We start from the raw sequence: 26,347 nt of genomic DNA on the forward strand, positions 1-26,347 counted from the left end.
GCGCAGGTGAACCCTGCGCGGCGGCCCTGCCGTTTCGCCGGTGCGAACCGGGCGCTCAGACCTTCAATCGAAGACCGAGCTCGCGCCGGAGCACCTCTTGCGAAGGGAGGCGGCCGAGCACGCGCAGCACCGCAGGCCGCAGCTCCCGTTGTTCCTCTTCGCTGAGCAGTCCGACAAGATCGCGCAGATCCATTTCATCGAATGCCGTAGTCATGGCAATCAGATTAAGGCCATCGACTGGATTCGTCTTGCGATGTTTAGCCACAGGTGGGAGCACATTTTCAGACCGGACAACCGGTTTATTGCGCGATGCCGTCGTAGCGCGCCCGTGCGGCGATGACGTCGTCCATGCGCGACTCCGCCCACGCTTTGACGGCGCTCATGACCGGCTGGAGGCTGTGGCCGAGCGGAGTGAGTTCGTAGTCGACCCGGACCGGTACCGCCGCGGTGATCCGCCGCTCCACCAAGCCGTCGCGCTCCAGTCCGCGGAGCGTCTGAGTGAGCATTTTGGGGCTCACGCCCGCGATGATCCGATTGAGTTCGGCGTAGCGCAGCGGGCCGTCGGCGAGCGCAGCGAGCACGAGGCTAACCCATTTGTCGCTGATCCGGTCCAGCAGTTGCCGGGTGGGGCACTCGGCGATGTACGCGTCGTAATGCAGTTTCGCCAGTTCACGGCGCTGCGCCGCGGTCTTCGTCGCCATCGGGGGTACCTCGCCACCTCTAACGCACTCTCGGGTAACTACTACCCAGCAGATAGTAGACCCTCGTAAGTTGGTCGGCAGCCGAGAGGAAGGAACGTCATGCGTGCAGTTGTGGTCCGCCGGCCGGGACCGGAAGCCGAGGTGGAGATCGCGGAAGTGCCGACGCCGCAACCGGGTCCGGGCGCGATCCGGATCGCGGTCGCGGCGGCGACGGTGAATCCGGTGGACCTGATGGTGCGCGCGGGCGTGGGCGGCACGCCGTTCGCCGCGCCGCGCGACCAATGGGGCGTCGGCTGGGACGTCGCGGGCACGGTGGACGCGCTCGGCGCGGGCGTCACGGGGTTCACGGTGGGGCAGGCGGTGATCGGCATCAGCGACCGGCTCGACGTCTCGCTCGGCGCGCAGGCCGATTATGTGGTCCTGGAAGCCGGAAACGTCGCGCCTGCTCCGGTTTCCGTGTCCCCGGTGCAGGCGGCCACCATCCCGCTCAACGGCCTCACCGCGGTCCAGGCCCTCGACGCGCTGGATCTCGCGTCCACCGACACGCTGCTGGTGACCGGCGCCGCGGGCGCGGTCGGCGGATTCGCCGTCGAACTCGCGGCCGCGCGCGGCATCCGAGTGATCGCGTCGGCCTCGCCCGCCGACGAGGATGTGATCCGCGCACTGGGCGCCACCGATTTCGTTCCGCGTCGAGCGTCCCTGCCCGATGCCGTCCGCACCCTGATCTCCGGCGGGGTCGACGCTGCCCTGGACGCGGCCGCGCTCGGTCCCGAGACGCTCGCGGCGGTGCGCGGCGGCGGACGGTTCGTGTCGATCAGCGTCCCGAACACGCCGATCCCATTGCGCGGCACCGCCGTCCGCACGGTGCTGGTCCGCGCCGATCGCAGGCAACTCGACCAACTCGTCGCCCATGTCGACGCGGGCGAACTCACCCTCCGCGTAGCCGAGACCCTCCCCTTGGTCGCCGTCGATACGGCCCACAAGCGCCTAGCCGCAGGTGGCCTGCGCGGGCGGCTGGTCCTCATCCCTTGATCGAAGGCCGACGGCGGACGGCTGAATGACCGCACCGTGTTTTTACGTTCGGGCGGGCCGTTCTGCCGCAACCCACCGGGGGTCGGTAGACGTATCGCTCGAAACGAGTTCGGGGCGGTGATCGCCCTGACGATCGCTTCGATGCCGACCCCGTGATCGACACCCCGGTGGGGCGCACGTCAAAACGCGCCCCACCGGGTTCAGCGGATGCGGATCGGGTCGTCGGTGTCGAGGCCGGTGCGGGTCTGGGGAGTGATGTGGATGGTGGCGGGGGTGGCGTCGGGGGCGTAAGGGGTGAAGCGCTCGAGGGAGCCCCAGTCGCGGGTCCAGTCGTGGTGGAGGTAGGCGGGGACCGTTTGGGACTTCAGCAGTAGGCCGGTCCAGCCGAGGGGGCCGCCGCCGATGTCGTCCTGCCAGGCGTTGGAGGCGTCGGAGCCGACGCGGTCGGGCAGGATGCGCCAGCGCGGGATCTCGCCGACGCCGTCCTTGTGGTCGAACGGCCGCTGGCACGGGAAGGCCAGGCCGACGTGCCAGTCGAGCAGCACCGGATCCTGCGAGCCGACCACGGAATTCAGGGTGGCGAGCTTGGGCAGCCGGGGCGGGGTGAGGGCCAGCCACTGCTTGGGTGTGATGTCGTTGTCGATCGCGACCATCCGCACCGCGTTCACTTCTCCTGGCAGCCGATCCAGCGGGACCCGCAGGTTGCGCCAGGACGGCGCGGGGCCGATATCCAGCGGATCGATCGAGCCGAGCGTGCGCACCTCGCCGTCCGCGCCGCGGACGCCGTACTCCAAGTGCAGTTCCTGCCCGTAGGTGAGCACGCCGTCGGCGTCCACCGACCGGATCCGGCCCGCCGCGGTGATCGCGAGCACCTGGTAGGCCGGGTCGTGGCGCATGCTGTCGGTCAGGTCGAGCCGGTACCACTCGGTGGTCAGCTTCGCCTGCTGCTGCTCGCCCTCCTGGTAGCTGCCCAGCACCGGGGTCTTCGCCGGGTCCAGGCCGAACGGTAGCGCGACGGTGCTGCCGTTGATGCCCGCCTGTTCGGTGGTGCCACCTCCGGTGCCCGCCCCGGTGGTCTTGCTGGTCTTGTTCTCGGAATCCTTGTCCACCGAGTTCGCGCCGCCGGAGACCGTTTCCTCGGCGTCGGCCGTGAGGTCGCCCGCCACCCCGTTCGGGGTGAATCCCTTGTTTTGCGCGGCCAATCCGTCCGCGGGCGATCCGGTGAAAGGTTGCAGCAGTGCATCGGCGGTGTCGGACTCCACCAGCACCTCGTTCGCCAGCGCGCACGAATCCCCGCCGACCGATTCCACGTTCGACTTGGTGATCGAGTACGCGGGGTACTGCGTGGCCGCCGCCTTGGCGAGCGAGGCGACCTCGAATACCACGAGCAGCGCGGCGGCCACGGTGAGCGGCGCGGAGGCCCACCGGTCGAAACGCCGTGGCGCTGCGGGCCGCTCGCGCCGGTACGGCTCCCGGTAGTGCTGCCAGACGGCGACCAGCAACGCGAGGCCGCTCAATCCGAGGAACAATGTTGACAGTCCCTTGCCCGCGATCAGCGGCGCCTTGTCCCACCACGGGACACCGTAGCTGGATACGTACCACCACCCGTTGGAGCCGGTGAAGGTCACGGCGAGCAGGAACAGCACGGCGGCGGCGAACAACGCGCGGTTGCGCGGCGAGCGAATACCGTTGCTGCCCACCGCGACCGCCGCGAGCGCGGCCAGCGATCCGGCCAGTCCGGCGTACACGCCGAAGTGGTGCGTCCACTTGGTGGGGGTGAACATCATCAAGAACAGCGACGCGAACACGATGCCGAGAATGCGCACCGAAGGACCGCGCGAGGTGCCCGGAATGCGGCCCTTACGCAGTACTTGCAGGACACAGACCAGCAGGCACAGCAGCATCACCAGCACGCCGAACCGCCGCGCCAGTGAACCGTCCGGCGAGAGCATGAGCAGCGAATCCCAGCGGGTGCGCTCGTCGAACCACGCGACGTTCGGGCCGACGATCGTGCGGACCCTGGTGGCTTCCAGCACCGTCGCCAGAGTCTGGTCGGCGAAGATCACCGCGAGCACCAGCGTTCCCGCGGCCAGGCCCGGGGCGAGCAGCGCGGCGAACCGGAAGGCCGCGCCGGCACGGGAGGTCTCGCGCGCGGTGGCAGGAGCGTTCACCGCTGCCGCGGCTTCGGCGGAACCCGCGGCGGCCGCGTCCGCGGCGGGCCCGGTGCGGGCGGGGATCACTCCGCGGGCGCGCTTGATGATGATCAGCAACACCGGCCGCGATCCGGCGATGAGCGCCGCGATGCAGATCAGGCCGGTGGGACCCGCCGCAAGGGAGAACGCGGCGATCAGCACGGCCACCGCGGCGGGCAGCAACCGTCCGGTCGCGATGGCGCGTTCGATCGAGCACCAGGTGAGCAGCGCGCCCGCCGCGATCAGCGGTTCGGGGCGCAGCCCGTTGTCGTAGGGGAGCCAGAACGCGAGGAATACCAGCCCCGCCGTCCACAGCGCCACCTTGTCGCGGCGCACTCGGGCGCCGAGGCGTGGCAGCACCTCACGGCTGATCACCAGCCAGCAGATGATCCCCGCCAGCAGCGTGGGCAGTCGCATCCACAGGCTCGCGTCGGAGATCCGGGCCATCCAGGCCAGCACCTCGTAGGACCAGCCGAACGGGGCCTCGGGGACCGCGAACCAGCGGTAGTAGTTCGCCATATAGCCCGCGTGCTCGGAGGCACGCGCCATGTTGAGGATGTAGCCGTCGTCGGAGGTATTCGCCCCGATGACGTGCCACAGCGCCAGGGTGCCCAGCACGACGCCGTCCGCCGGGGTGACGCGCCACCAGTGCGCGGGCAGGAACCGCCGCGCCTTGCGCCCGTCGGTCGTGTCCAGCAGATGCAGTGCGACGAGTGCGATCAGCGTGAACACAGCGGCGGCGAGCATGGCGGCCAGCTTCAGCGGCGTCGGTGTGGAGGAGAAACGCGAGTCGATGTCCGCGTGCACCTGCGCTCCGGCGAGCCGGCCTGCATCCAGATCGGTGAACAAGCCGACCAGTTGCGGCCGGACGTCGCGGCCGATCGTTGTCCGGAACGGCGTGCCGTCCTGGCGAGTCACGCCGGTGAGTTCGACGGTCGTCGCGGCGGCGTTCGACTCGATGCCGATCGTCGCGCAGGTCCCGACCTCCGCCAGCGGCGCCGACAGTAGCGGGATGTCGCGCAGCACGACCGAGAGGACGCCGTCGGCGACCGAGACCACCAGACCTTTGGTCGCCGCCTGACCGGAGGCCACCGGGACGGTGGACAGCACAGTGCCCGCCGCTCCGAGCTCGCGGGTCAGCGAGCAGGGCAGCGTCGCGTGTAACCGCAGCGGTTCGTAGGACACCAGCGGCGCCGCCACGCTCGCGGCGCCCGGCTGGGGCCAGTCCACGCTCGCCCGATCCTGCCGCACCGGCAGGATCGGGGTCAGCAACGCCAGCAGGAATCCGAGAAGCCCGGAGAGCAGGGCGATCCAGCGGATACGGGTGAACGCTCGAGAAGATCGGTCCGGTCGCACGGTGGTTGATGCTAGCTACCGCCCGGTGTGATTCCGACTGCCCCCGACGCACGCAGCGTATGAACGTCCCACAGCCAGACGTCATCGACCCGCGTCGGCGTGAACCCGAGCAGCTGGGTGACCGTTTCTCGCAGCACTTCGCCGTTCCTCGTCGCGGGCAGTACCAGGACGTCGGCGCGCCAGAATCGCAGATCATCCATCGCGCGGGCGCGCACGTCGGCGTCGATTCGCGGCACCACCCCGCTGTCCTGCGCCTGCACCAGCAGCGCGGTGGTCGGACGGGCCTCGGGGCCGTAGATCCCTTTCTTCGTCGTACCGGTCGGGCCGACGAAGTATCCCCCCGCCAGCGGGAAGCTGAAATCGGCATCGGCCTGCCAACGCAGCGCCCGCGCGTCGGGCGGCCGGGGCGGCGGCACCAGGACCACCGATCCGTCGCCGACGTAGCGGCGCACGGTGCCGTCGGCGAAGAAGTCCGGCGTCGGCGCCCGTTCGACCACCGGCAGGATGGTCGGGACCAGCGGCAGCAGTACACAGGCGACCGCGCCGAACCACGCGAGCGGCTTCCAGTCCACCGCCGATTGCGTCCAGGTCCGCACCGCCCGCTCGCAGGCCAGCGTGAGCACGACCGCGATGGCCGGGATCGCGGCCATGCTGAGCCTGCTCTCCAGCACGGTGTTCAGCAGCGGGACGTGTTCGGCCCCGCGCCACGGCAGCGCGATGCCGGTCGGCCGCTTGCCGATCGTCGCGACCGCGCCCAGCGACAGCACGCCGAAGACCGCGATCACCACCGCCGCGGCCCGCACCACCCGGTCGCGCCACAGCAGGCCCACGGTGAACATCACCAAGAGCAGCAGCGGCCAGCCGAAGTACGCGTTCTGCTCGGTCGGGTTGATCGCTACGTTCCGGCCCGGAGCGAACACGCCACCCAGCGACTCGGAGGGGAACTGCACCAGCGCTTCGAGGTCGTTGCCCATCGGGCCGTGGTCGATCGAGCGATAGCTCTGCGGGCCGAAGAACTGCCACCACAGCGGAATCTCGGCGAGTGCCAGCGTGATCACCGCGCCCAGCACGAGGGTGGGCGCGATCGCCCGTGCCACCCGCAGCCCCGCGCGCGGAGCATGCAGGTAGTAGACGAGCGCGAACAGCCCGAACGCGAGGGCGAAGATCAACAGCGGTTCCTCGCCGAGCGCGATCTGCATGGCGACCAAAAGGCCCAGGATGACCGCATCGCGCACCCGCCCGCGCGGCCGTCGCGGTTCCGCTGCTCGCCGCGTCATCCGGATCAGCCGGCCCGCGATGATCGGAAGCAACAGCAACACGACGAAATTCGGGTGCGCATTGGCATGCGAGATCATCCCTGGCGCGAAACCGCAGAACAGGCCGCCGATCACCGCCGCGACTCGCGATCGGACGAGCTCGCGGGAGAACAGGCGGAACCAGGCGAACGCCGTCCCGGCCAAGCCGAAGGTGAGCACGAGCACGAATGTGACGGTGGGCCCGAAGAGCAAGGTGACCGGCGTCAGCGGCACGCCGACGCCGAACATGGCCGTGTTGGCCATCATGTTCACCCCGGCCGGAAAGTTCTGCAGGTCGGTGCCGAGCGGGTTCCGCAGGTTCGCCACCGAGTGCGCGGTAACGGCGAAGAACCACTCCCACATCGTCTGGTCCTGACCGCTCTTGATCAGGTACCCGCTGTCGGTGTTGCGCCACTGACCCGACAGCACGGCTGCGGCGAGCGCCAGGTAGCCGAGGCCGACGAGCAGGTCGGTGCCACCGGCTCGAACGCGGGGAAACCACCGGGCGCGCGCGGGGCCGGTGAGCACTCCTGCCGCCGTCGCTTCTTTCGGCGCGACCGCGACCGGCGTCGATTCCGCTGATAGGTCGGTCTCGACGTCCTGTGCCCGTGTCACCCGCGCATCACTCCTCGACAGCCCCTCCCGTACCAACCACGCTGTGCGTGGACCGACAAACGAAAGGGGTATCCACTCTGCGCGAGTTCAACCGCAGCAATCCGGGAAGCCGGTCCGCGAGGGACGGTGACAAGCGCGGACGGCCCCGGATCCGCGCCTGTTCCACCGCAGGATCGGGGCACTGGACAGTGGCGAGCGTGCGACTGCGGTCCGTGCGTGTTCCACCGCAGCGAATCGGGGGCACTGGTCCGTGGTGGCCAGTGGCGAGCGTGCGGCTGCGATCCGTGCGTGTTCCACCGCGGCGATTCCGCCGCATGGGTCAGCGGTGGACCGTGACCAGCGTGAACGGCCCGATATCGGTGGTGGTGAAACGCGAGTCGGCGAACAGTTCCTTGGGGAAGCTCACCGAGTAGCGCGCCACGTTCGGATCGTTCGGATAAACGTCCTTCGCCAGCCGCAAGGTGTAAGTGCCTCCACTGCGCCGGAACAGGAACGCGTCCGGTGCGCGCCACGGGGTCGCCGCCATTGCGTCGAGCAATTCCTGCGACGTCTTCAGTTCGCTCCAGCGCTCGATGGTCGCCGCCCGGCCTGCGAAGTCGGCGAGCGGGTTGGCGTAGTGCGAGGTGAGCGCTTGGAAGCCGAAGTAGGGGTAGAAGGAAAGGAAGCTGGTGTCGGCGGTGAGGACCACCGTGTCCGAGCGGGGCCGCCCGGTCTGCGCGGTGAGCGCCGCGTCTATCTCGTCATAGTGCGAGACCGCCGAAACACCTCGTTGATCGGCTCGATTGCCGTCGCCGTCGGTGTCGGTGTAGGCGGTGGTGATCTCCGGAGTCAGGACGTGCGGGATGTCCTGGGCGAAGGCCAGCGCGCCGATCGTCGCGACGGCGATCGCCACGAGGCGGAACCGGGCGGGCTCGTTCAACGCCTGGTAGATCGCCCGCGCGCCCTCCACGAACCCGAACGCGCCCGCGACGGAGAGCAACACCAGCAGCACCGGCTCCAGGCGGAACGACAGCAGCGTGGTGCCCGCGGCGGTCGCCACCATGGACAGCAGCGTCCACAGGTAGATCGCCGCCACCCCGATACCCAGCGCCTGCGCCCTCCGCGACGACGCTCCACGCAGCACCAGCCATATGGTGCCGATCAAGCACAGCGCGCCGAGCAGGGAGAACTGGAACATCGGCAGGGGCAGCTCGGCTCCCGCTTCCGGCAGGTAGTGCTGGGCGGTCCCCGAGTTCGCCGTCGCGGTGCGCAGCGCCTTCGCCAGGTACGGCCCCCACACGACGAGCGCGACAAGTCCGGCGATCACCGCGATCACCACCAGCCGGAGAAGCGACGGCACCGCCGCGCGCCAAGCGGGGCGGGTCGAGCCTGTCGAGGCGCGAGCGCGACGTGGATGGTCGGCGGCACGCTGCGCGCGCACCGCGGCCAACGCCGCCAGCAGACCCATCAGGGCGACCGCGAAGGCAGCCACGAGGAAGTAGAGGGTGTAGAACGTGGCCGCCCAGCCCAGGAACAGCCCGGTGCCGACGACCGCGCCCCACCCACCGGCAGTCCGATGCTCGATGTCGTCGGCCTTCACGTCTTCCAGGGGTCGATAGAGCGCTCCCCAAGCGAGCACGAGCGCGGGCGCGAGCAGCAGCACGATGACGGCGCTGTACGCCTCGGGCGCGGCGTAGGCCAGGGTGACCGCCGTGCTCGCCGCCGCGACGCCCACCGCCCAATCCGCGCGGATCAGCTTCGACCACAGCACCAGCGCGACGACCGCGGCCACCGCGAGGAAGCCGATCGAGTACGGCTTGAACACCTCCCAGCCGTCCATCCCGAGCAGATTCGCGACCCGGCCGCCGATCCAGAACCAGCCGGCGGGATAGAAGGACGGCAGATCCGCGTACGTCATGTCGCGCAGCGCGGCGGAATCGGTGAGCCGGGTGAGGAACTCGGTGCGGAACTCCTGATCCACCGAGACGCCGAACAGATACAGTTTCGTCGCCGCCAGCGGCATGCCGAGCGTGAACGTGACGAACGTCGAAAGACCAGCCCAGGACAGCAGTTTCGCGACCAAGGGCCACTTGCGCAGCCGCAGCAGCGCGATCGCGATCGCGAGCATGACCGCGGCGCCGACCTGCCCGACCGTGGTCAGCGCCCGCGTCACGTTCGAGGCATTGAAGGCGGGCCACTGCACCAGCGAGAACGCGACGAGCCCGACGGCGGCCACCGCCGCTGCGACGACCGCCGCGAGCGCGGCCTCGCCGACGCCGGAGGCGATCTGCCGCACCGCGAGCGACCTCCGCCCGGGCGCGGGGGCCGGATCGGCGGGGCGCGGCGGCGCTTCGTCCGTCGCGGTCACTGTGCTCAACGGACCGCTCCGCGCTCGTCGCACTGGGTTACTCGCATGGCGCCTCCCGGTTTCACAGGGTCCACTCCGTCAGACGATAGGTGCCCGCGCGATCACCGATCACGCGGGCACCGAATCGTTCGCCGAGAATCAGATCGGCAGTCTGCGGAAGATCGCGCGCGGGACGTGTCGCAGCACCATCATCACGTAGCGGAAGGCACCCGGCGCCCAGACCAGTTCCTTCCCCCGCTGTGAGGCGGCCACCGCCAGTGCCGCGACATCTTCCTTGTCGACGGTGAGCGGCGCCTCTTTGACATGCGCCGAGAAGTTGGTCCGCACCATGCCGGGCCGGATCACCAGCACGCGCGGGCCGTGCGGCCGCAGTGCTTCGCCGAGCCCGAGGTAGAACCCGTCCAGGCCGGCTTTGGTCGACCCGTAGACGAAGTTCGAGCGTCGCACCCGCTCACCGGCGACCGACGACATCGCGATGATTCGTCCGAAGCCCTGCGCTTTCATCTTCTCGCCTACCAGCACGCCGACGGAAACGGAGGCGGTGTAGTTGATCTGGGCGACCCGCACGGCCTTGGCTTGGTTCTGCCACAGCTCTTCGGGATCGCCGTCGAGGGCGAAGGCGACGATCGCGACGTCCACGTCACCGGCGTCCCACGCGGCGTCGATCACTTTGGGGTGGCTGTCGGTGTCGAGCGCGTCGAAGTCGATGACGTCGACCTGGCTCGCGCCCGCGGCCTTCAGTTGGGCGACCGCGCCCTCCCGCAGCGGATCGCCGGGCAGTGCCGCGAGGGTGATGCGCGCGGGCCCCTTCTTCAGGTACTCCGCGCAGATTGCCAAGCCGATCTCCGAGGTGCCACCCAGCAGCAGAATCGACTGCGGGTTGCCAACGGCATTGATCACTGCAGCTCCAGCCTTCTCGCCATATCGGACATGAACACGCCTGTGGGGTCGACGCTGCGGCGGACCTTGATCCACTCGTCGATCCGGGGATACATCTTGTGGAAGGTCTCGGCGGTGGTCCGCGAGTCCTTCGCGGTGTACAGCCGCCCGCCGAACTCGAGCACTCGCCGGTCCAGCTCGCCGACCAGCTCGTTGAGGCCCGGCTTGATCGGGAAGTCGACGCAGATGTTCCAGCCCGGCATCGGGAAGCTCAGCGGGGCCTGGTTGCCCGGGCCGAACAGCTTGAACACGTTCAGCGCCGAGTAGTGCCCGGACGCCTGGATGTCGATGATGATCCGCTTGAACTCCTCGACCGCCTCGGTCGGCACCACGAACTGGTACTGGAGGAAGCCGTTGGAGCCGTAGCCGCGGTTCCACTCCGCGATCATGTCCAGCGGGTGATAGAACTGCGTCAGGTTCTGCACCTTGCCGGTGTAGTTGCCGCCCATCCGGTAGTACGCCTCGCCGATGGACATCAGCGTGAGCTTGTTCATCGTCCAGTTCGGGAAGATGTCCGGGACGGTCATCAGCTGCGGCGCGTCGAACTTCAGCGGCTTGCTGCGCAGCCGCTTGGGCAGCTCGTCGACCTTCGCCAACCTGCCACGGGTGATCGTGGCGCGGCCCAGTTTGGGCAGCGGGCTGATCACGTCGAACCAGGCGCTCGAGTAGGTGTAGTTCGACTCGCTGCCGTCGCTGTGCGCGGCGATGGTCTCGTCGAGGGTCGTGGTCTTCACGCCGTCGTTGAGGAAGTAGGCCGACTCCGTGGGCACCATCTCGATGGTCGCCCGCAGGATGATGCCGGTGAGCCCGTTGCCGCCGACGGTGGCCCAGAACAACTTGGCGTTGCGCTTCGGTGTGATGTGCTGCACCTGGCCATCGGCGGTGAGCAGATCGATCGAGCGCACGTGGTTGCCGAAGCTGCCCTCGCTGTGGTGGTTCTTGCCGTGGATGTCGGAGGCGATCGCGCCCCCGATGGTCACCTGGCGGGTGCCCGGTAGCACCGGCACCCACAGCCCGAACGGTAGCGCGGCCTTCATGAGCTGGTCCAGGCTGACGCCGCCGTCCACGTCCACGATGCGGGTGTCGCGGTCGATCCGGTGGATGTTGTTCAGCGCGGTCATGTCGACGACCAGGCCGCCCGCGTTTTGCGCGTGGTCGCCGTAGGAGCGGCCGAGGCCGCGGGCGATCACGCCGCGCCGCAGGTGGGCGGGCTTGCCGTCGTTGTCCTCGGCGACCATGGCGACTGCCTTGGCGATCAGTTCGGGATCGCTGGTCGAGAGCACTTCGGAAGAGGTGGGTGCGGTGCGACCCCACCCGGTCAACGTACGGGTGCGCGTCGGAAGTTCGAACGCGTTCCCCGCGGCCGGGCCGTCGTTCGTGACGCCGGCACCCTTGTCGTTCCCGGTTGTCTTGGTGGCGGTCGGAGCTTTCGTGGACATCGGCATAGAGGCTACAGGTATGACGCCAGATCGGGACGGGGTCGCTCTACCCATGGGTAGTGACGTACACGTCGGGTCGGCACCGAATCCCGGTCATCACCGGTTCGGCGCTACGCTCGTCGGCGTGCAAGCCGAACCCCACCTGCCGCTCCCGGCAGAGTTGCCGCTGGTCGACGAGCCCGGTGGCACCGAGGTCGACCTCAAGACGCAGATCATCCGCTTCACCCTCACCGGCGGGTTCTCGGCCGTCGTCGACTACGGGCTCTACAGCCTGCTGCTCAACCTGGTGGGCCTGCCGGTCATCGTCGCCAAGTCGATCGGTTTCGTGGCGGGCACCACAACCGCCTACCTGATCAATCGACGCTGGACTTTCCAGGCCCCGCCCAGCCGCGTCCGCTTCCTCGCGGTCGTCGCGCTCTACGCGGTGACCTTCGCGGTCCAGGTCGGCATCAACAACCTGTTCTACTTCACCCTCCCCGGCGAGTGGTGGCGCCAGCCGCTGGCCTTCGTCATCGCCCAGGGCACCGCGACCGTCATCAACTTCCTCGTCCAGCGCTTGGTGATCTTCAGGATCCGCTGACTACTCGCTCGTTGCGCCGCGGTAAGTCAGAAAGGTCTCCACCAATCGATTGACTTCGTCGGGGATCTCCGCTGCCGCGAGGTGTGCGGCACCGTCCGCGACCACGAGTTCCGCGCCGGGGATGGACTTCGCCATGACCTCGAGTTCGGGCACGGGGAACGTGCGATCCTCGCGGCCTCCGACGATCAGTGTGGGACAGGTGATCGAGGCGAATCGGCCTCGTTGGTCCGGGCGGTCGATCACCACCGATCGCACGGCGTGAGCGACCGATGCCGGATCATTGCGACGCGCCACGTCGACGACCTGCCGGACCACCTGCGGGCGGGTGCGTTCGGTTGTCGGGCCGAGAAACGCGCGAACCACCGATCTGGTGAGTGGTGGGCGAATCCCGCCGAGGATCCGGATCACCATCAGCAACGTCCGGTACTGCAGCCGCTGACCGAGCGGTGCCGATGACGCCGTGCCGTTCATCAGAACGGCGGACTCGACGCGATCAGGGAATTCGGCGGCGAGGGTGCCGCCGATCATCGCGCCCCAGGAGTTCCCGATGAAATGCGTCCGAGGCAAGCCGAGCTGATCGAGGATGTCGACCACACAGCCCGCGCACTCGTCGAAGGTGAAGGGCCGCTCGAGACGACTGGACCCGCCGTGGCCGGGCGGGTCCACCGCGATGGTCAGGAAATTCCGTGCGAAGTGAGCGACCTGCGCGTCCCAGAGGGCGGCGTCCATCAGAAGGCTCGGCCACATCACGATCGGATGGCCGCTGCCGGTCAGCACGACGTGCAGCAACCCGAGCCGAGTCTGTATGTGGATATGCCTGCGGTCCATGACAGTGCTCATTCCTCGCGGTGAGCGGCGGGCCGGTGCCCGGCCGGGTCGTCTTCCCGCCACGTCGAACGGGTCCCGCCGCCGGTTGCGACGCTCCGATGTTCTGGGCTGTGATCTGTACTATCGGACTCTCACGCTAGGCGTGGACCCATGCGCGCTCGACCTGATCCGTGCACGGGTCTGACGGAAGCGCGCACGCCGGTCTGGAGGATGCTCGTGTCGATCGCCGAGCCTTATCGCGTGGAACGAGTCGATACGGGCGCAGTCCTGCCCCGCGAGTCGGCCGACTTCTGGGCCGAGCACGTCTGTCGTAACCAGGGCACGTTGCAGTGCCGCTTCGCCAGTCCGGCGTCGTTCCGTGGCGCTACGGCCGTGCAGCGATACGCGGGCTATCAGCTGATCGATTTCTGGTCCGACAGCATCGTCTACGCCAGAACCCGTGCGGACATCCGGCACGACGGCGATGAGAGCCTGCGGATGATGATCCCGGTCGCGGGCGCATTGCATCTTCGGCAGGACGACATCGCCGCCCAGGTGGTCCCGGGGCACGGGGCGGTGGTCACCAAGACCCGTCCCGTGGAATTCCGCCAGCCCATGGCCGCGCGCGGCTGGGTGTTGAACGTCCCGGCGGGCGCGTTGCCCCTCGAGCTCGGCGCGGGACCCGCACTCATCGACCTGCGGGAGGGCTTGGGATCGGTTGTCACAGGCATGATCACCGAACTCGGCAAGCAGCGCGCGGCCGTCGACGGTCCCGAGTTCGCTTCCGCCTGTGCCACGATCGTCGATCTACTCGGCCTCTGCCTGCGCCGCCGCGACGCGGCACCCACCGTGCTGGCCACGGTGGACGCCGCGGTCCGCGATCACGTCCGCCGCCACGCCGACGACCCGAGCCTGACGCCCACCGCGATCGCGCGAAGCCTCGGCTGGTCACTGCGCCAGATCCAACTGGCCTTGCACCACACCGGTACGACACCGAGCGACCTGATCCGCGCCGAACGCCTCGACCGCGCGCACCGCCGCCTCCGCGAAGCCCCACGCGACCGCACCGTCGCCGACATCGCGTACGCCAGCGGTTTCCGCTCGCTCAGCACCTTCGGAGCCGCGTTCAAAACGCGGTTCGGGGTGACTCCCCAGGAAGTACGACCGCGCTGAGCGGACGTCATGCGGCCGACTGAACGCGTATCTCCAACCCGATGACCACAGTGGTCGCCGCCGAGTTATTGCCTCTCACGTCCGGCCCTCGGTACCGAGGGCCGACCGCCGGTAGAGTTCGGCCGAGGGCATCGTCGAGCGCGGATCGGGCGTTGGGACGGTCGTCGAGACGAGGAGGCTCCGATCGAGACATCCCGTGCGCTTGATGGGCATACCGAGGGTGGACAGGGCATTGCCACCGCGCCGGGGGGCGCGGTCTTGGCGGGAACAGTCTTCGGTGTCGCGGTTCTCTTGTGCGTCCATCTCGACTGGGCGCCGTTCGTCGGTGACCCGACCGGACCGGATCGGCTCGTCGGTTTTGTGGCCGGCGGGATTCTGCTGGGTCTTTCCCTGCTGGTGTGGGCGATCAAGACGCTGTATCTGGTCGGCAGAGAGCATCGGTGGTCCTGGAAGGTCGCCGCGGTGCCGGTGGTTGTGCTCGCAGGGCTGGTCGCGGGGTTGATCTTTCGGCCCGATGGCTTCGACGCCGCACGTCCGGAGATGGAAGAAGTCGCGGTCGAGATGCTGCGCGAGACCGGGCCGAGTACCCGCCGAGATCTGAACTTCGGTGGGCTCGAGATCAGTTCGGCGCAGCGCCAGTCCGATGGTTCCGTGTACTTCTACGACGCCGATGGGTTCGTGGGCTCGACTGTCCACGGCTGGGTCTACTCGCCGAGCGCCGAGCCGGTGGGGAGCGGGGCTCGTCGGTTCGAAAAGCTGTCCGGGCACTGGTATTCGTTCGTCTTCGCCATCGACTGAGGGTGCGGGCGGCGAGCCATGCCATTGCAGCCTGCGGGAGAATGCGTGCTGTGGAGCGCGCGCGTATCGGTTGGTCGAGCCGCGAGAGGCTCGTCGTCTGAACCAGACCGCACTCGGCAAGTAGAGCGGAGTAGGTCAGCGGACGGTCGCGACGATCGAGCACGGCGGCATCGAGTACTCCGAGATCGAGACGATTCGCCAGTACGTCGAGGAGCGCGGCGGCGAGATCGAGGTAATCGCGTGGTTCGGCGTCGAGGCCTACCCATCGCTTGTTCTTCCGACCGGGCACCCGACACGGAATCGGCCCGGCTCCTGACATTTCGAATCAGGGGGCCGGGCCATGCCGGCCGATGTGGTCAGCGCCGGTGGAATTCGCCATCCGTGATGCCTGCGGTGAAGGCGTCCCATTCGCCGGGGGTGAACACCAGTGCGGGACCGGTCGGGTTCTTCGAGTCGCGTACCCCCACCATGCCGCCGCCGAGATGAGCGACCTCCACGCAGTCGCCGCTCGGTTGGCTGCGACTGCTCTTGAACCAATTCGCCCCGGACAAGTCCCTAGTCACGCGGCATACTCCTCTGCAATCTCCTGCACCAGGACTCTGGTGTCATTCTCGCTCAACGCTACCTGGCGGAGGTTCGCCACTGTCGTCCTGTGGCGCTCGATCACGTTATCGTCTTCCAGGAACAACGCCCCCGTGAAGCCTTCTACGAAGACGACAGGTGGTTCGTTCATTCGACTGGCCTGCAGTGGTGGGAAGTCGAAAAGGGTGAACGATTGGACTACTAGCCCGAGGTGGCCTCCGGCGTCGAAGGGGATCACCCGAAGGGAGACGTTGGGTAGGTTCCCGATCTCAGCGAGATGCCGTGACTGCTCGCCCATTACGTTCGGTCCGCCGACTTGATGCCGCAGCGCTGATTCCGAAAGCAGCACTTCAAGTGAGAAGTCGGGATCTTCTCTCAGCCTGCGCTGTCTCCGCGCGGCCAACTCGAGCCTTCGCTCCACATCGACAGCTGACATCGCCGGGTCGACTGTCTCTACAAGCCATCTGCGATACGCCGGAGTCTGGAGCAAGCCGGGCAGCAGTGTGAGATGGAAGCTCGTCATTCGACGGCATGCCTGCTCGAGGCTCATGAAGTGATCGAAGTGCGGATTCACAACGTCGGCGTATGCGCGCCACCAGCCGCTCGTCGGGTCGCCCTTGCTGGCCTTGACTTCCTTGAGGAGACCGAGAAGTTCGGTTCGAGCGGCTTCGTCGGCCTCATAGAAGTCCAGCAGATCGCGAAACTGTGCCGTGCTGATTCTGGCTGGCCGACCGTCTTCAACCCTGCCGATCGTCTGCTTGGAGACCTCGATAGCCAGTCCTGCGGCCAGTTGGCTCTTTCCGGCGCTGTTACGTAGTTCGCGGAGCAACCTCCCAAGTGCGCGTCGTGGGAGCGTAGAACCTGCCATTCCTTAGCCTCGCTATCCGGTATGGCCCGTACTGGACCGAGTTCTGGTGGGCCGAGGAACGATGGGTCGGATCGTGGTGGAACGGCCCGCGTTGGACGTCCAGTGTAGTTGATGAGATGTCCGCGATGGACGGTCCATATCCCCAAACTTGATGTGTACTGAGAGCGCAACGGGCAACGAGAGTCGCTCTGCCATCACACGTTTGCGCTCTTCCAGGCCACGGGCGTCCCTGACGTCTAAACGTCCGGAGCCGCTGCACTTCACACAACTTTCGATCCGAGTAGGGGGCTTTCGAGATGGACCATGAGCCGTTCGAGGACACACCGGTCTCGCGGTGCCAGTTCTACCGGCGCGCATGCGGTCTACCCGCTGTCATCGACCCGCCCGGACTGGGACGGATCGTCGTGCACGCGGGCAGCGTGTGGGGCATCACGATGCCCGCGCGGCTGGGTCAGGCGGTGCGGGCGCACCTGCACGGACAGGGGAATTCGGTCGGGCCGATCATCGGTCATCCACGCTCCGGCAGGTGGACGTTCTTGATTCGGCCCGATCTCGGGGAGGTCGATGACATGCGGCTGTTCGCAGAGCTGTTTCGGCTGGATGTGTCCGTCGCTCGTGCCGGGGCGGCGATCGCGTTGCCGTCACCCACCGCGTCGGCGGGGGCGATCCGTCAGTGGATCGAGCCGCCCGCCAGTGCTTTTCGACCGTCGGGCGTCGCCGTGGTGAAGGCGATTCGCGCCTGGGCCGATCAAATGTCCCGTCGTCGGACGCGCGATGGTGACCGGCCATCCGGTATCACCGAGGTGGACGGGTGATGGTCGCGAGCGTCATCATCGCTGGAGCCGTGCTGTGGTTCATGGCGAACTTCCTGGTCGCCATGGCGGTTCTGGAAGGCCGCATCGGCCGGGAAGTCCCGTGTTGCGAACCTCGTCCGGCGACGGTCACGGGCACCGTGGCATGGATGCAGGCGCAGACACTGCCGACCACCTGCCCGTTGGTCTCCGCGCACCGGGCGTCGGCGTGAGCCGCCGTATGCCAGGGGACCTTCCGCCCGTCCCCGGTGCGTGCGCGCCGGTCGGGCCGGACCCCACGCGCCCCAGCATCGCCCGGGTCCACGACTACAGCCTCGGCGGCAAAGACAACTATGAAGTCGACCGGCGTTTCTTCCACGACATCCTTCAGGTCGCACCTCGCATGCGCGAAGTTTCGTCGATGACACGACTTTGGCTGGATCGCGTCGTGCGCCACCTCGTCGGCGATGTGGGTATCGACCAGATAGTCGACCTCGGGGCCGGACTGCCCGCCGTCACGAACATTCACGAGATCGCGCACCAGTACAACAGGGAAGCGCGGGTGGTCTACGTGGACAACGATCCGCTCTGCTGCACTCACGGCCGCGCCCTGCTCGAGCGGCATGCGGGCGTCCGTTACGTGCAAGGCGATCTGACGCGACCGCGTAGCCTGCTGCCGGAAATCACCGGCCACCTGGAGCCAGGTCACCCGATGACAGTCATCCTGTCCGGCGTCCTGCACCACGTGCCCGATGAACTCGGCCCGGCGGGAATCGTCCGCGCGTATGCCGAGATGCTGCCGCCGGGTTCCTACTTCGCGATCAGTCACTATCTCGACCCCACCGACGATTCCGCCGCCCACCGGCTCGCCCGCGAACTCGAGCACCGTTTCGTCGATGGGCTGGGTTCAGGCTGGTTTCGCACCCGGGAACAGATCGCCGCCTACTTCGACGGGCTGGAACTTGTCGGGCCCGGTCTGGTCGAGCTCGGCGACTGGTGGCCTTATGGGCCCGCGCTGCGTCCGCGATCAGTCGAGCAACGACTGATGCTGGGCGCGCTGGGCCGCATACCGATCCTCAGGACCCGCTGACGAGCGACTCGGCCAGTTCGTTCTTCTCCGCCTTCGCTCCGAAGTAGTCCCCGCCCTTGGCCCGCACGTTGTCGGTGCCCCAATCACGCTGTTCGCGTGGGGCGGGGACCAGATGCGGGATGTGCTTGCGGCAATGGATATAGGCCTCTTCCACGCGGACCACGACCCAGTGTTCGGCTACGCGGCCCTTGTGGCTGACCGGCAGGTCGGTCACGACGTTGCGCAGGGCGAGGTCGGCGACGATGTGTGCCGAACCGTTGATGTGCAGCCCGATCAGGTCGCGCACGAAATCGAGGAGCAGTATCCCGACGTGCGGGTTCTCCAGGATATTGCCGAGGCTGGCCATGACGCCGTTGCCACGGTATTCCGGATAGGCGATTGTATGTTCATCGATGACGTGCAGAAAACCGGGCGGTCCGGCACGGAAACTCGAGTCGCATTCGCCGGTTTTATCGGACGTCGCGATGAACGCCATATCCATCCGGCCGATGAAATCGATCATCGCCGGGTTGAGCCGGTCGAGCACCTGATCGTCGTAGAAGCGCTGTGCTCGATCTTGTGTTCCGTGTCGTTCCTGCAGCTCACGCTCGCCGCTGCTACCACTGTGCATGCCGGGCATCGCCGCCCCTCTGGTCGCCGGAATCCGGGGTCCACCAGGCTCGACATTGAACCGCGGTCGTACCGAGATCGTGTCGATTTTAGATGAGGATCGCTAGGTAAAACGTGGAAATCGGTATCGAAAATCCTGCCGATTTTCGTACTTACCAAGCATTTCGGGCGATTAGCCAAAAGCCGACCGGCCGGAACTGTTTCCGGCCGGTCGGCATTTGCGGGAGTGGTTCGCGGTGTGTCAGGCCGGGGTCAGCGTGACCGGAACCCCGTTGAACACGGCGTTGCCGGAGGGCGCGTCGACCACCGAATCATCGGTGAGCACATTGGCGTTGACACCCGCGTGCGCGCGGGCAACGGTCTGCCCGCTGTCGGCGTGGCCCCAGCCGTGCGGCAGGCTCACCACGCCGGGCATGATGGCCTCGGTCGGCTCCAGCGGAACGGTCAGTGTCCCGGCGGCCGACTTGACCACCGCTTGATCGCCGAGCCCCAGCCGTGCCACGTCGGCCGGATTGATGTGCAGTGTGCAGCGATTCGACCCGCTCACCAGCGGCGCGATGTTGTGCATCCAGCTGTTGTTGGACCGCAGCTGCCGCCGCCCGATCAGCACGATCTCCGGCGCCTCGTCGGCCAGGCGAGCCCGCATCCGCGCCACGTCGTCGAGCAAGGGCTGCGGGGCCAGATCCACGCGGCCGCTCGCCGTCCGCAGGACGCCCGGCAGACGCGGCTGCAACGGGCCGAGGTCGATGCCGTGCGGGTTGTCCAGCAGCACTCGCAGATTGAGCGTGCCGCCGTTCCATTCGCCGTACGGCCCGAGGCGCAGCATCAGGTCGATGCGCTGCTCGGTGCTGTTCTCGCCGATCAGGTCGCCGCGCCGCTCCGCGAGCCCGGCCTTGTGTAGCAGGCCCGCGATGACGAGCTCGTCCATGGCGGTGAGCGGATCGACCCCGTCGGAGCCGTTGTGCGGCCTGCCGGTGAGCGCGGCGGCCAGACGTGCCAGGACGGCGGGCTCGGAGGGCCGGTCACCCAGCGGCACCAGCGGCCGCGAGTACCGGGTGTAGTTGCGCACGGCGAATTGCAGCAGCGCGAAATCGTAGTGTGGGGACTGGGTGGGACGCGGGGGAGGCAGGATCACGTCGGCGTGCCTGGTGGTCTCGTTCACGTAGCGGTCCACGCTCACCATGAAGTCGAGCTGGGCGAACGCCTCGTCCAGGCGCGCGCCGCTCGGCGCGGACAGCACGGGGTTGCCCGCGACCGTCACCACGGCGCGAATCTGCCCATCGCCCGGCGTGGTGATCTCGTCGGCGAGCGTCGCGACGGGTAGCTCGCCCATCGCCTCGGGTAGCTCGCGGACCCGGCTGGTCCAGCGCCCGGCGCGAAACGGCCTGGTCCGGGGGATGCCGCCGGCGGCAGCGGTGGCGAACATCGCGCCGCCGGGGGAGTCGAGGTTGCCGGTAAGCGCGTTGATCGCCTCGACCAGCCATTGCGTGATGGTGCCGAATTCCGCGGTGCAGGTGCCGATGCGGGCGTACACCGCGGCGGTCGGCGCCGCCGCGAGCTCGCGGGCGAGCCGCACGATCGTGGACGCGGGTACGCCGGTGCGGGCCGCGACCGTCTCCGGGTCGAACTCGGCGGCGGTCGTGCGCAATTCGTCCAGCCCGGTGACTTCGACGCGCAGATCGGTCAATTGCTCGGCGAACAGCGTGTGCACGATGCCGAACAGCAGGTAGGCATCGCTGCCCGGCCGGATGAACAGGTGCTCGTCGGCGAGTTTCGCGGTGCGGGTAACCCGCGGGTCGACCACGACGAAGCGGCCACCCCTGCCGCGCAGCGCCTTCAGCCTGCCCGGGAAATCCGGTGCGGTGCACAGCGACCCGTTCGATTCCAGCGGATTGGCACCCAGCATCAGCAGATAATCGGTGCGGTCCAGGTCGGGAACCGGAACGGTCAGCGGGTCGCCGAACATCAGCCCACTGGCCACCTGCTTGGGCATCTGGTCGGCGGTGCTGGCCGAGAAGATGTTCTTGGTGCCCAGCGCGCGCAGCAGCATCGGAACGTACAACGTGCCCGCCACGGTGTGCGCGTTCGGGTTGCCCAAGTAGGCCGCGGCCGACTGGTTCCCGTGCTCGGCCACGACGGCGGGGAACCGCTCGGCGATGTAATCGAAAGCTTCGTCCCAGGTCGCGGTGCGCCAGGTGTCGGTCGCGCGATCACGGATCAGCGGCTCGGTCACCCGGTCCGGGTCCTCGTCGAGATGACCGAAGCTGGCTCCCTTGGGGCAGATGAAGCCCTTGCTGAAGGGATCGTTGCGGTCGCCGCGGACCGAGATCACGTGGTCGTCGGGATCCAGGGTGATGTCCAGGCCGCAGACCGCCTCACAGAGTGGGCAGGTCCGCAGCAGATTGCGCGATTGCGTGATCGGGGCCATACCCCATCTTGTCGTCCAGCGGTGGAACTGAAAAGAGAACGCTCGATATCGGCAACGCCAAACGACCGGTACCCGGCGGCGCTCCGGGGTGGGGAACCGGAGCGTCAGGACGGATACCGGTCGCAAACAGGCCGGGTAGCGCGGCCCCGGCCCGCGATCAGCGGGTGAACTCGATCAGGGAGACGTTGCTCAGCAGGCGACGGTCAGCTTGGCGCGGCGCGAAGCGGTGGCAGCGCGCACGGCCGCGGCGATCGCGACGACCGGCGGCACCCAGCGGGCCTCGGCGGGTGCGACGCCCCAGCAGGCCGAACCGGCCGAGAGCTGGGTGGGCGGCAGCGGGATGCCCGCGCCGTCGGTGTACACGGTGGCTCCGGCCTCGCGCAGCGCCTCCAGCGCCATCGCGGCCTTGCGTACGCCGGTGACCAGGTGGATCTCGCGACGCTCCGGGCCGGGGATCTCGATCACGGCGCCGGACAGGTTGTTCGCGCGCAGGAAGCGGCGGACCTCGCCGGCCAGTTCGCCGGTGACCTCGATACCGGACAGATCGTCGTCGGTGATCAGGCTCAGACCGTTGGCCGTTTCGGCGACCGTCCACCCGCGCTGGTTGTAGTCCTGCGCAGCGGCGGTCAGCTCGGCCGCCGTGACGGAAGTCGGAAACGTGGTGCGCACTGTCTTCTCCATTCCCCGGTAGATCTCTGGGTCCTGCATTCATGGGTCGTATCGGCGGGGGCCGCCACGGGCGTTACGGGTTCTCCGAGAAAATTTCCGGAGTGTCGCCTACGTCTCATTTCCGAGAGGTTCGTCCGTGTCCCGCCCGGGCATCCCGAGTTGGCTCGCCATGGTTGCCACGCAGCTACTTTCGACCCCGGACCTGGCCACTCACTGCGCCGGAGCTGTGAGGTCGCTGTGGATGGCCCCGCTGGGTGTTGCGGGTGCGAAAACATACCGGTGGTGTGCGTTTCCGGCTGGATCCGCCCGCCCCGGGCAGGAAGGATTCTCGGCATGAGTGACGAACCGCACGGCACCGGCGCGCCCGCGGACCGCGAAACCGCGGACGCCGAGGAGTACGAGGCCGAGTCGCGCTGGATCACGTGGAAGGAATCGGCGGCCCAGCGATTGTCCGGGGCCGCCTCCGACGAAGAGCAGCCCGCCGAACCGTTCCGCAGCCCCCGTGCGTTCGCGCAATGGAGCGCCGCCGCCGCTCGCGCCCTGCTCGACGTGCAGTTCCACCGCGCGGCCACCCGCACGCTCTTGCCGCTGGCCTACATCCTGGGGCTGGTGTTCGCCTTCGCCGTGCCCATCACGCTGACGGTTTCGGCGTGGCGGGTGTCGGCGGTGCTCGGCGTGCTCGCCGCGCTGCTCGGCGTCCCGCTCGGCCTGACCATCGCGGCCGCCGTCCGCCTGATGCTCGAGTTCCTGGTGAACGCCGAACGCCTGGCGACACGGGTGGAGCACATCAGCGAGCTGGCCGACGACCTGTTCCAGGCGTTGTCGGACGTGGCCGAGCCGGTCAATCAGTTGTCCGAAGACGTTCGGGCGGTGCAGTTCTGGCGCTTTCGCAAGCGCAACCCGCGCAGGTGAGGACGAAAGCACGGCATGCGGAAGTGGTTTGACTCGCTGAAGCCATCGGCCTGGCTGAGACGCGCGGCGTGACCGCTGCGAGTTTCACTGTGAACAATGCTGTTCGGATACCCGGCATATCCACCACGGGTCTCCGGAGAGGGCGCGCCGCACCGCAGACCGCGCAGGGTGCACGGTGCGGGCGGTGTACCGCGATACAGGGGGGAAGCATGGCTTTACCACAACAAACGACCGGATCGACCATGCCGCGACGGCAGCTCGGCAGGCACTTGCGCGACCTGCGCACCCGCGCCGGGATGACCACGCGGGTGGCCGCGCAGCAGCTGGAGTGGTCGGAGGCGAAGATCTGGCGGATCGAGACCGGCCAGACCTCGCTGCGCGGTCTCGATGTCGAGGCGATGTGCAAGGTCTACGGCGCATCGCCCGACCTGCTCGAACCGCTGCGCGCGCTGGCGCGTGACACGAAGGCCAAGGGCTGGTGGACCGCCTACGGTGACGTGATCCCGGAGGGCTTCGACGTCTACATCGGGCTGGAAGAGGCGGCCGCCCGGCTGTGTACCTACGAGAACGAACTCGTCCCCGGACTGCTGCAGACCGAGGGCTACACCCGCGCGCTGTTCACTGCGGCGCACCCGGAGTTGTCCGCCGACGAGATCGACCGCAGGTTGCGGTTACGCCAGGCCAGGCAGGCACTGGTCACCCGCACCGACGCGCCGCTGCGGCTGGACGCGGTGCTCGACGAGACGGTCCTGCGACGGCGCATCGGCGACCCGGAGGTGGCTGCCGGGCAGCTCGACCACCTGCTGCGCATGGCCGAGTTGCCGAACGTCCGGATCCGGCTGGTGCCCACGGATTGCGGCTATCACGACGGCATGACGTCGGGCCGGTTCGTGCTGCTGGAGTTCCCCGAGGTGCGCTCCGGCGAGCCGCCCGAACCGCCGGTGGTCTACCTGGAGGCGTTCACCGGACCGGTCTACGTGGACAAGGATCACGAGATCACGCGGTTCCGAGCGGCATTCGCGAGCATCGAGGCTGCGGCGGTCGACGCGCGCGCACGCATCGAAGACGCCCGGAAATCGCTCTGACCCCAGCTCTATCCGGCGCTGATCAGCACTTCGGCGGTCCCGGCAAGTCCCAGGTGTCGTTCAAGACCGCCCGATGGGTGGGCAGGGCCTGCTGGTAGACCTCGCGTCCCTTCTCGGTGAGGCAGACGAACACGGCGCGGCGGTCTTGCGCGCACATGGTGCGCTGGACGAGGCCGTCGCGCTCCAGCCGGGCCACGGCCCGCGACAGCGCGCTCTGACTGAGGTAGATGTCGTTGGCCAGGTCGCTCATGCGGTAGTCGCCGCAGTTCGCATCCACCAGCCGGTCCAGCGTCTCGAATTCGCTGAGCCCGATCTGATGCCCGTTCTGCAGCGCCTTCTCGAGTGCGCAACTCACCGCCGCGTGCCGGTCGAGCAGTTCGCGCCACTCTCCAACCAGACCGGCCGGCGCGAGGGCGCGCCGGACTGTGCTCACGGTGGTCGGCTTCGACATGGCCCCATCTTAGTGGGAGCGGCAAGTGTATGCAATGGCATTAAATGTGTTGGCATTTAATGCACGCGCATGTAATGTTCCCCGCATGACTTCACCAGCGACGCTCTCGGCCGCTCAGGCGGCTGATCCGGCCAGATGGTCAGCCCGGCTCTGGGGCATGCTGATCACGCTGTGCATCGTGTTGTTCCTCGACGGCCTCGACGTTTCGATGATCGGTGTCGCCCTGCCGTCCATCGGTGCGGAGCTCGATCTGTCCACCTCGACCTTGCAATGGCTGGTCAGCGGCTATGTGCTCGGCTACGGCGGGCTGCTGCTGCTCGGCGGCCGCACCGCGGACCTGCTCGGACGCCGCAAGATCTTCCTGATCGCGCTCGCGGTCTTCGCGGTCGCGTCGCTGGCCGGCGGTCTGGTGAGCTCCGGTCCGCTGCTGATCCTCACCCGGTTCGTCAAGGGCCTGGCCGCCGCGTTCACCGCGCCGACCGGCTTGTCCATCATCACCACCAACTTCGCCGAGGGCCCCGCCCGGAACAAGGCGTTGTCCATCTACACGGTGTTCGGCGCGGGCGGCTACTCGATGGGTCTGCTCTTCGGCGGCTTGATGACCGGCGTCGGATGGCGCTGGACCTTCTTGCTCCCGGTGCCGATCGCGCTCGCCGCGCTGGTCTCGGCGTACCTGCTGGTGCCCAAGGACAAGCCCGCCGAGGAAGGCGGACACGACCTGCTGGGGGCGCTGCTGTCCACCGCCGCCATGCTGCTGCTGGTCTACACCGTGGTGGCCGCGCCGGAAGCCGGCTGGGCTTCGGCGCGCACCATCGGCTCGTTCGTCGCGGTCGTCGCACTGTTCGCCGGGTTCGTCGCGGTGGAGAAGCGGGTGCGCTACCCGCTGGTCCGCCTCGGGATTCTGCGCAAGTCCTCGCTGGTCCGCGCCAGTCTCGCGATCGTCGCGGTGGCGGGTTCCTACTTCAGCTGGCAGTTCATCGTGACCTTGTACATGCAGGACACCCTCGACTGGTCCCCGCTGAAGCTGTCCATGGCGCTGCTGCCGGTCGGTCTGCTGGTCGTGCTGTCGGCCTTCTTCTCCGACAAGCTCGTGGATCGTTTCGGCACCGGGCCGGTGATCGCGGTGACCATGGTCGTGATGGCCGTCGGTTACCTGCTGTTCCTGCGGCTGGACACCGCCCCCTCCTACCTGACGATGCTGCTGCCCGCAGTGCTGCTCATCGGCATCGGGTGGGTCGGCTTCCCGGCCATCAACATCCAGGCCACCAACGGCATCGATGACGAGGAGCAGGGTCTGGCGGCCGGCGTGCTGCAAACCTCCATGCAGGTCGGCGCGGCAATCGTGCTCGCGGTGACCACGGCGATCATCGCCTCCGGCGCGCATGCCGACATCTCGGCCGCCGGGATGCTCGACACCTACCGTCCGGGTCTGGAGTTCGCCGCGGGGGTGTCCATCGTCGGCGCGCTCGTCGCCCTGCTGACCTTCGTGCCGCGGTTCCGCGGCCAGGAGCGGGCGGTGGACGAGTCGAAGGAACTGGAACTCGTGGCCTGACCGCCGTACCGGCCGCATCGCGCCGTCACCCCGCCC

Annotated in this window: 24 protein-coding genes; 10 read left to right on the forward strand and 14 right to left on the reverse strand. The window is 68.1% G+C overall.

Going from position 1 to position 26,347, the window contains the following annotated elements; genetic code table 11:
• Positions 1 to 55: 55 nt before the first annotated feature.
• Positions 56 to 214 carry a hypothetical protein gene (locus tag ACFU5M_RS15420; RefSeq protein ID WP_168434190.1) on the reverse strand — a complete coding sequence of 53 codons (159 nt, stop codon included), beginning with the start codon at positions 212 to 214 and terminating at the stop codon, positions 56 to 58.
• Positions 215 to 299: 85 nt separating this feature from the next.
• Positions 300 to 701: a winged helix-turn-helix transcriptional regulator gene (locus ACFU5M_RS15425; protein WP_379049110.1), complete on the reverse strand. Its 402-nt coding sequence runs from the start codon at positions 699 to 701 to the stop codon at positions 300 to 302.
• A 99-nt stretch (positions 702 to 800) separates the two neighbouring features.
• Between ACFU5M_RS15425 and ACFU5M_RS15430 the strand changes: the two genes are divergently transcribed.
• Positions 801 to 1,733 (forward strand): NADP-dependent oxidoreductase, encoded by a 933-nt coding sequence (locus ACFU5M_RS15430; protein ID WP_379049112.1) that lies wholly within the window; start codon positions 801 to 803, stop codon positions 1,731 to 1,733.
• A 200-nt stretch (positions 1,734 to 1,933) separates the two neighbouring features.
• Here the strand turns inward: ACFU5M_RS15430 and ACFU5M_RS15435 are convergent, their stop codons facing one another.
• From ACFU5M_RS15435 to ACFU5M_RS15455, 5 genes are all read right to left on the reverse strand, one after another.
• Positions 1,934 to 5,281 carry an arabinosyltransferase domain-containing protein gene (locus ACFU5M_RS15435; protein WP_379049114.1) on the reverse strand — a complete coding sequence of 1,116 codons (3,348 nt, stop codon included), beginning with the start codon at positions 5,279 to 5,281 and terminating at the stop codon, positions 1,934 to 1,936.
• Positions 5,282 to 5,292: 11 nt separating this feature from the next.
• Positions 5,293 to 7,104, reverse strand: coding sequence for a glycosyl transferase (locus ACFU5M_RS15440; RefSeq protein ID WP_379049230.1), 1,812 nt, complete (start codon positions 7,102 to 7,104; stop codon positions 5,293 to 5,295).
• Positions 7,105 to 7,510: 406 nt separating this feature from the next.
• Positions 7,511 to 9,466, reverse strand: coding sequence for a galactan 5-O-arabinofuranosyltransferase (locus ACFU5M_RS15445; RefSeq protein ID WP_379049232.1), 1,956 nt, complete (start codon positions 9,464 to 9,466; stop codon positions 7,511 to 7,513).
• A 210-nt stretch (positions 9,467 to 9,676) separates the two neighbouring features.
• Positions 9,677 to 10,438 (reverse strand): decaprenylphospho-beta-D-erythro-pentofuranosid-2-ulose 2-reductase, encoded by a 762-nt coding sequence (locus ACFU5M_RS15450; RefSeq protein ID WP_379049115.1) that lies wholly within the window; start codon positions 10,436 to 10,438, stop codon positions 9,677 to 9,679.
• On the reverse strand, positions 10,435 to 11,922 hold the full coding sequence (locus ACFU5M_RS15455; protein WP_379049117.1) for an FAD-binding protein: 1,488 nt from the start codon (positions 11,920 to 11,922) through the stop codon (positions 10,435 to 10,437). Before ACFU5M_RS15455 ends, ACFU5M_RS15450 begins: the two co-directional genes overlap by 4 nt.
• Before the next feature lie 118 nt (positions 11,923 to 12,040).
• On the opposite strand from ACFU5M_RS15455, the gene ACFU5M_RS15460 reads away from it, so the two are divergent.
• Complete coding sequence (locus ACFU5M_RS15460) at positions 12,041 to 12,496, forward strand: GtrA family protein (protein ID WP_379049119.1); 456 nt, start codon at positions 12,041 to 12,043, stop codon at positions 12,494 to 12,496.
• Here ACFU5M_RS15460 and ACFU5M_RS15465 read toward each other — a convergent pair whose 3' ends face one another.
• A complete protein-coding gene (locus tag ACFU5M_RS15465) occupies positions 12,497 to 13,324 on the reverse strand; it encodes an alpha/beta fold hydrolase (RefSeq protein ID WP_379049121.1) in 828 nt (275 codons plus the stop codon).
• A 240-nt stretch (positions 13,325 to 13,564) separates the two neighbouring features.
• Between ACFU5M_RS15465 and ACFU5M_RS15470 the strand changes: the two genes are divergently transcribed.
• Together ACFU5M_RS15470 and ACFU5M_RS15475 are read left to right on the forward strand one after the other, a co-directional pair.
• Complete coding sequence (locus ACFU5M_RS15470) at positions 13,565 to 14,476, forward strand: AraC family transcriptional regulator (RefSeq protein WP_379049123.1); 912 nt, start codon at positions 13,565 to 13,567, stop codon at positions 14,474 to 14,476.
• Positions 14,477 to 14,734: 258 nt separating this feature from the next.
• Positions 14,735 to 15,274 (forward strand): DUF1109 domain-containing protein, encoded by a 540-nt coding sequence (locus ACFU5M_RS15475; protein WP_379049124.1) that lies wholly within the window; start codon positions 14,735 to 14,737, stop codon positions 15,272 to 15,274.
• 356 nt (positions 15,275 to 15,630) lie between these two features.
• Here the strand turns inward: ACFU5M_RS15475 and ACFU5M_RS15480 are convergent, their stop codons facing one another.
• Together ACFU5M_RS15480 and ACFU5M_RS15485 are read right to left on the reverse strand one after the other, a co-directional pair.
• Positions 15,631 to 15,837 (reverse strand): DUF397 domain-containing protein, encoded by a 207-nt coding sequence (locus ACFU5M_RS15480; RefSeq protein ID WP_379049126.1) that lies wholly within the window; start codon positions 15,835 to 15,837, stop codon positions 15,631 to 15,633.
• The gene (locus ACFU5M_RS15485; RefSeq protein ID WP_379049128.1) at positions 15,834 to 16,724 is read right to left on the reverse strand and encodes a helix-turn-helix domain-containing protein; all 891 of its coding nucleotides are present in this window, start codon (positions 16,722 to 16,724) and stop codon (positions 15,834 to 15,836) included. Before ACFU5M_RS15485 ends, ACFU5M_RS15480 begins: the two co-directional genes overlap by 4 nt.
• Positions 16,725 to 17,020: 296 nt before the next feature.
• Between ACFU5M_RS15485 and ACFU5M_RS15490 the strand changes: the two genes are divergently transcribed.
• Genes ACFU5M_RS15490 through ACFU5M_RS15500 form a run of 3 tightly spaced genes read left to right on the forward strand, consistent with a single transcriptional unit; the run spans position 17,021 to position 18,605 of the window.
• A complete protein-coding gene (locus ACFU5M_RS15490; protein ID WP_379049130.1) occupies positions 17,021 to 17,539 on the forward strand; it encodes a DNA-directed RNA polymerase subunit beta in 519 nt (172 codons plus the stop codon).
• Positions 17,539 to 17,748 (forward strand): hypothetical protein, encoded by a 210-nt coding sequence (locus ACFU5M_RS15495; protein WP_379049132.1) that lies wholly within the window; start codon positions 17,539 to 17,541, stop codon positions 17,746 to 17,748. The genes ACFU5M_RS15490 and ACFU5M_RS15495 overlap by 1 nt, the downstream gene beginning before the upstream one ends.
• An 8-nt stretch (positions 17,749 to 17,756) precedes the next feature.
• Positions 17,757 to 18,605 carry an SAM-dependent methyltransferase gene (locus ACFU5M_RS15500; protein WP_379049134.1) on the forward strand — a complete coding sequence of 283 codons (849 nt, stop codon included), beginning with the start codon at positions 17,757 to 17,759 and terminating at the stop codon, positions 18,603 to 18,605.
• Here ACFU5M_RS15500 and ACFU5M_RS15505 read toward each other — a convergent pair.
• From ACFU5M_RS15505 to ACFU5M_RS15515, 3 genes are all read right to left on the reverse strand, one after another.
• Positions 18,592 to 19,224 carry a pyridoxamine 5'-phosphate oxidase family protein gene (locus tag ACFU5M_RS15505; RefSeq protein WP_379049136.1) on the reverse strand — a complete coding sequence of 211 codons (633 nt, stop codon included), beginning with the start codon at positions 19,222 to 19,224 and terminating at the stop codon, positions 18,592 to 18,594. The genes ACFU5M_RS15500 and ACFU5M_RS15505 overlap by 14 nt on opposite strands.
• Before the next feature lie 231 nt (positions 19,225 to 19,455).
• Positions 19,456 to 21,642, reverse strand: a complete 2,187-nt coding sequence (locus tag ACFU5M_RS15510) for a molybdopterin-dependent oxidoreductase (RefSeq protein WP_379049138.1) — start codon at positions 21,640 to 21,642, stop codon at positions 19,456 to 19,458.
• Positions 21,643 to 21,831: 189 nt separating this feature from the next.
• The gene (locus tag ACFU5M_RS15515) at positions 21,832 to 22,350 is read right to left on the reverse strand and encodes a hypothetical protein (protein ID WP_379049140.1); all 519 of its coding nucleotides are present in this window, start codon (positions 22,348 to 22,350) and stop codon (positions 21,832 to 21,834) included.
• A 294-nt stretch (positions 22,351 to 22,644) separates the two neighbouring features.
• Between ACFU5M_RS15515 and ACFU5M_RS15520 the strand changes: the two genes are divergently transcribed.
• Positions 22,645 to 23,223, forward strand: coding sequence for a DUF4282 domain-containing protein (locus tag ACFU5M_RS15520; protein ID WP_379049142.1), 579 nt, complete (start codon positions 22,645 to 22,647; stop codon positions 23,221 to 23,223).
• 242 nt (positions 23,224 to 23,465) lie between these two features.
• The gene (locus ACFU5M_RS15525; RefSeq protein WP_379049143.1) at positions 23,466 to 24,308 is read left to right on the forward strand and encodes a helix-turn-helix domain-containing protein; all 843 of its coding nucleotides are present in this window, start codon (positions 23,466 to 23,468) and stop codon (positions 24,306 to 24,308) included.
• 22 nt (positions 24,309 to 24,330) lie between these two features.
• Here ACFU5M_RS15525 and ACFU5M_RS15530 read toward each other — a convergent pair whose 3' ends face one another.
• Positions 24,331 to 24,759, reverse strand: a complete 429-nt coding sequence (locus ACFU5M_RS15530) for a MarR family winged helix-turn-helix transcriptional regulator (RefSeq protein WP_379049145.1) — start codon at positions 24,757 to 24,759, stop codon at positions 24,331 to 24,333.
• Positions 24,760 to 24,844: 85 nt separating this feature from the next.
• On the opposite strand from ACFU5M_RS15530, the gene ACFU5M_RS15535 reads away from it, so the two are divergent.
• Entirely contained in the window at positions 24,845 to 26,311 is a 1,467-nt protein-coding gene (locus ACFU5M_RS15535) for an MFS transporter (protein ID WP_379049147.1), read from the forward strand.
• Positions 26,312 to 26,347: the final 36 nt, after the last annotated feature.

Source organism: Nocardia sp. NPDC057455, from assembly GCF_042802775.1.
GTDB lineage: Bacteria > Actinomycetota > Actinomycetes > Mycobacteriales > Mycobacteriaceae > Nocardia.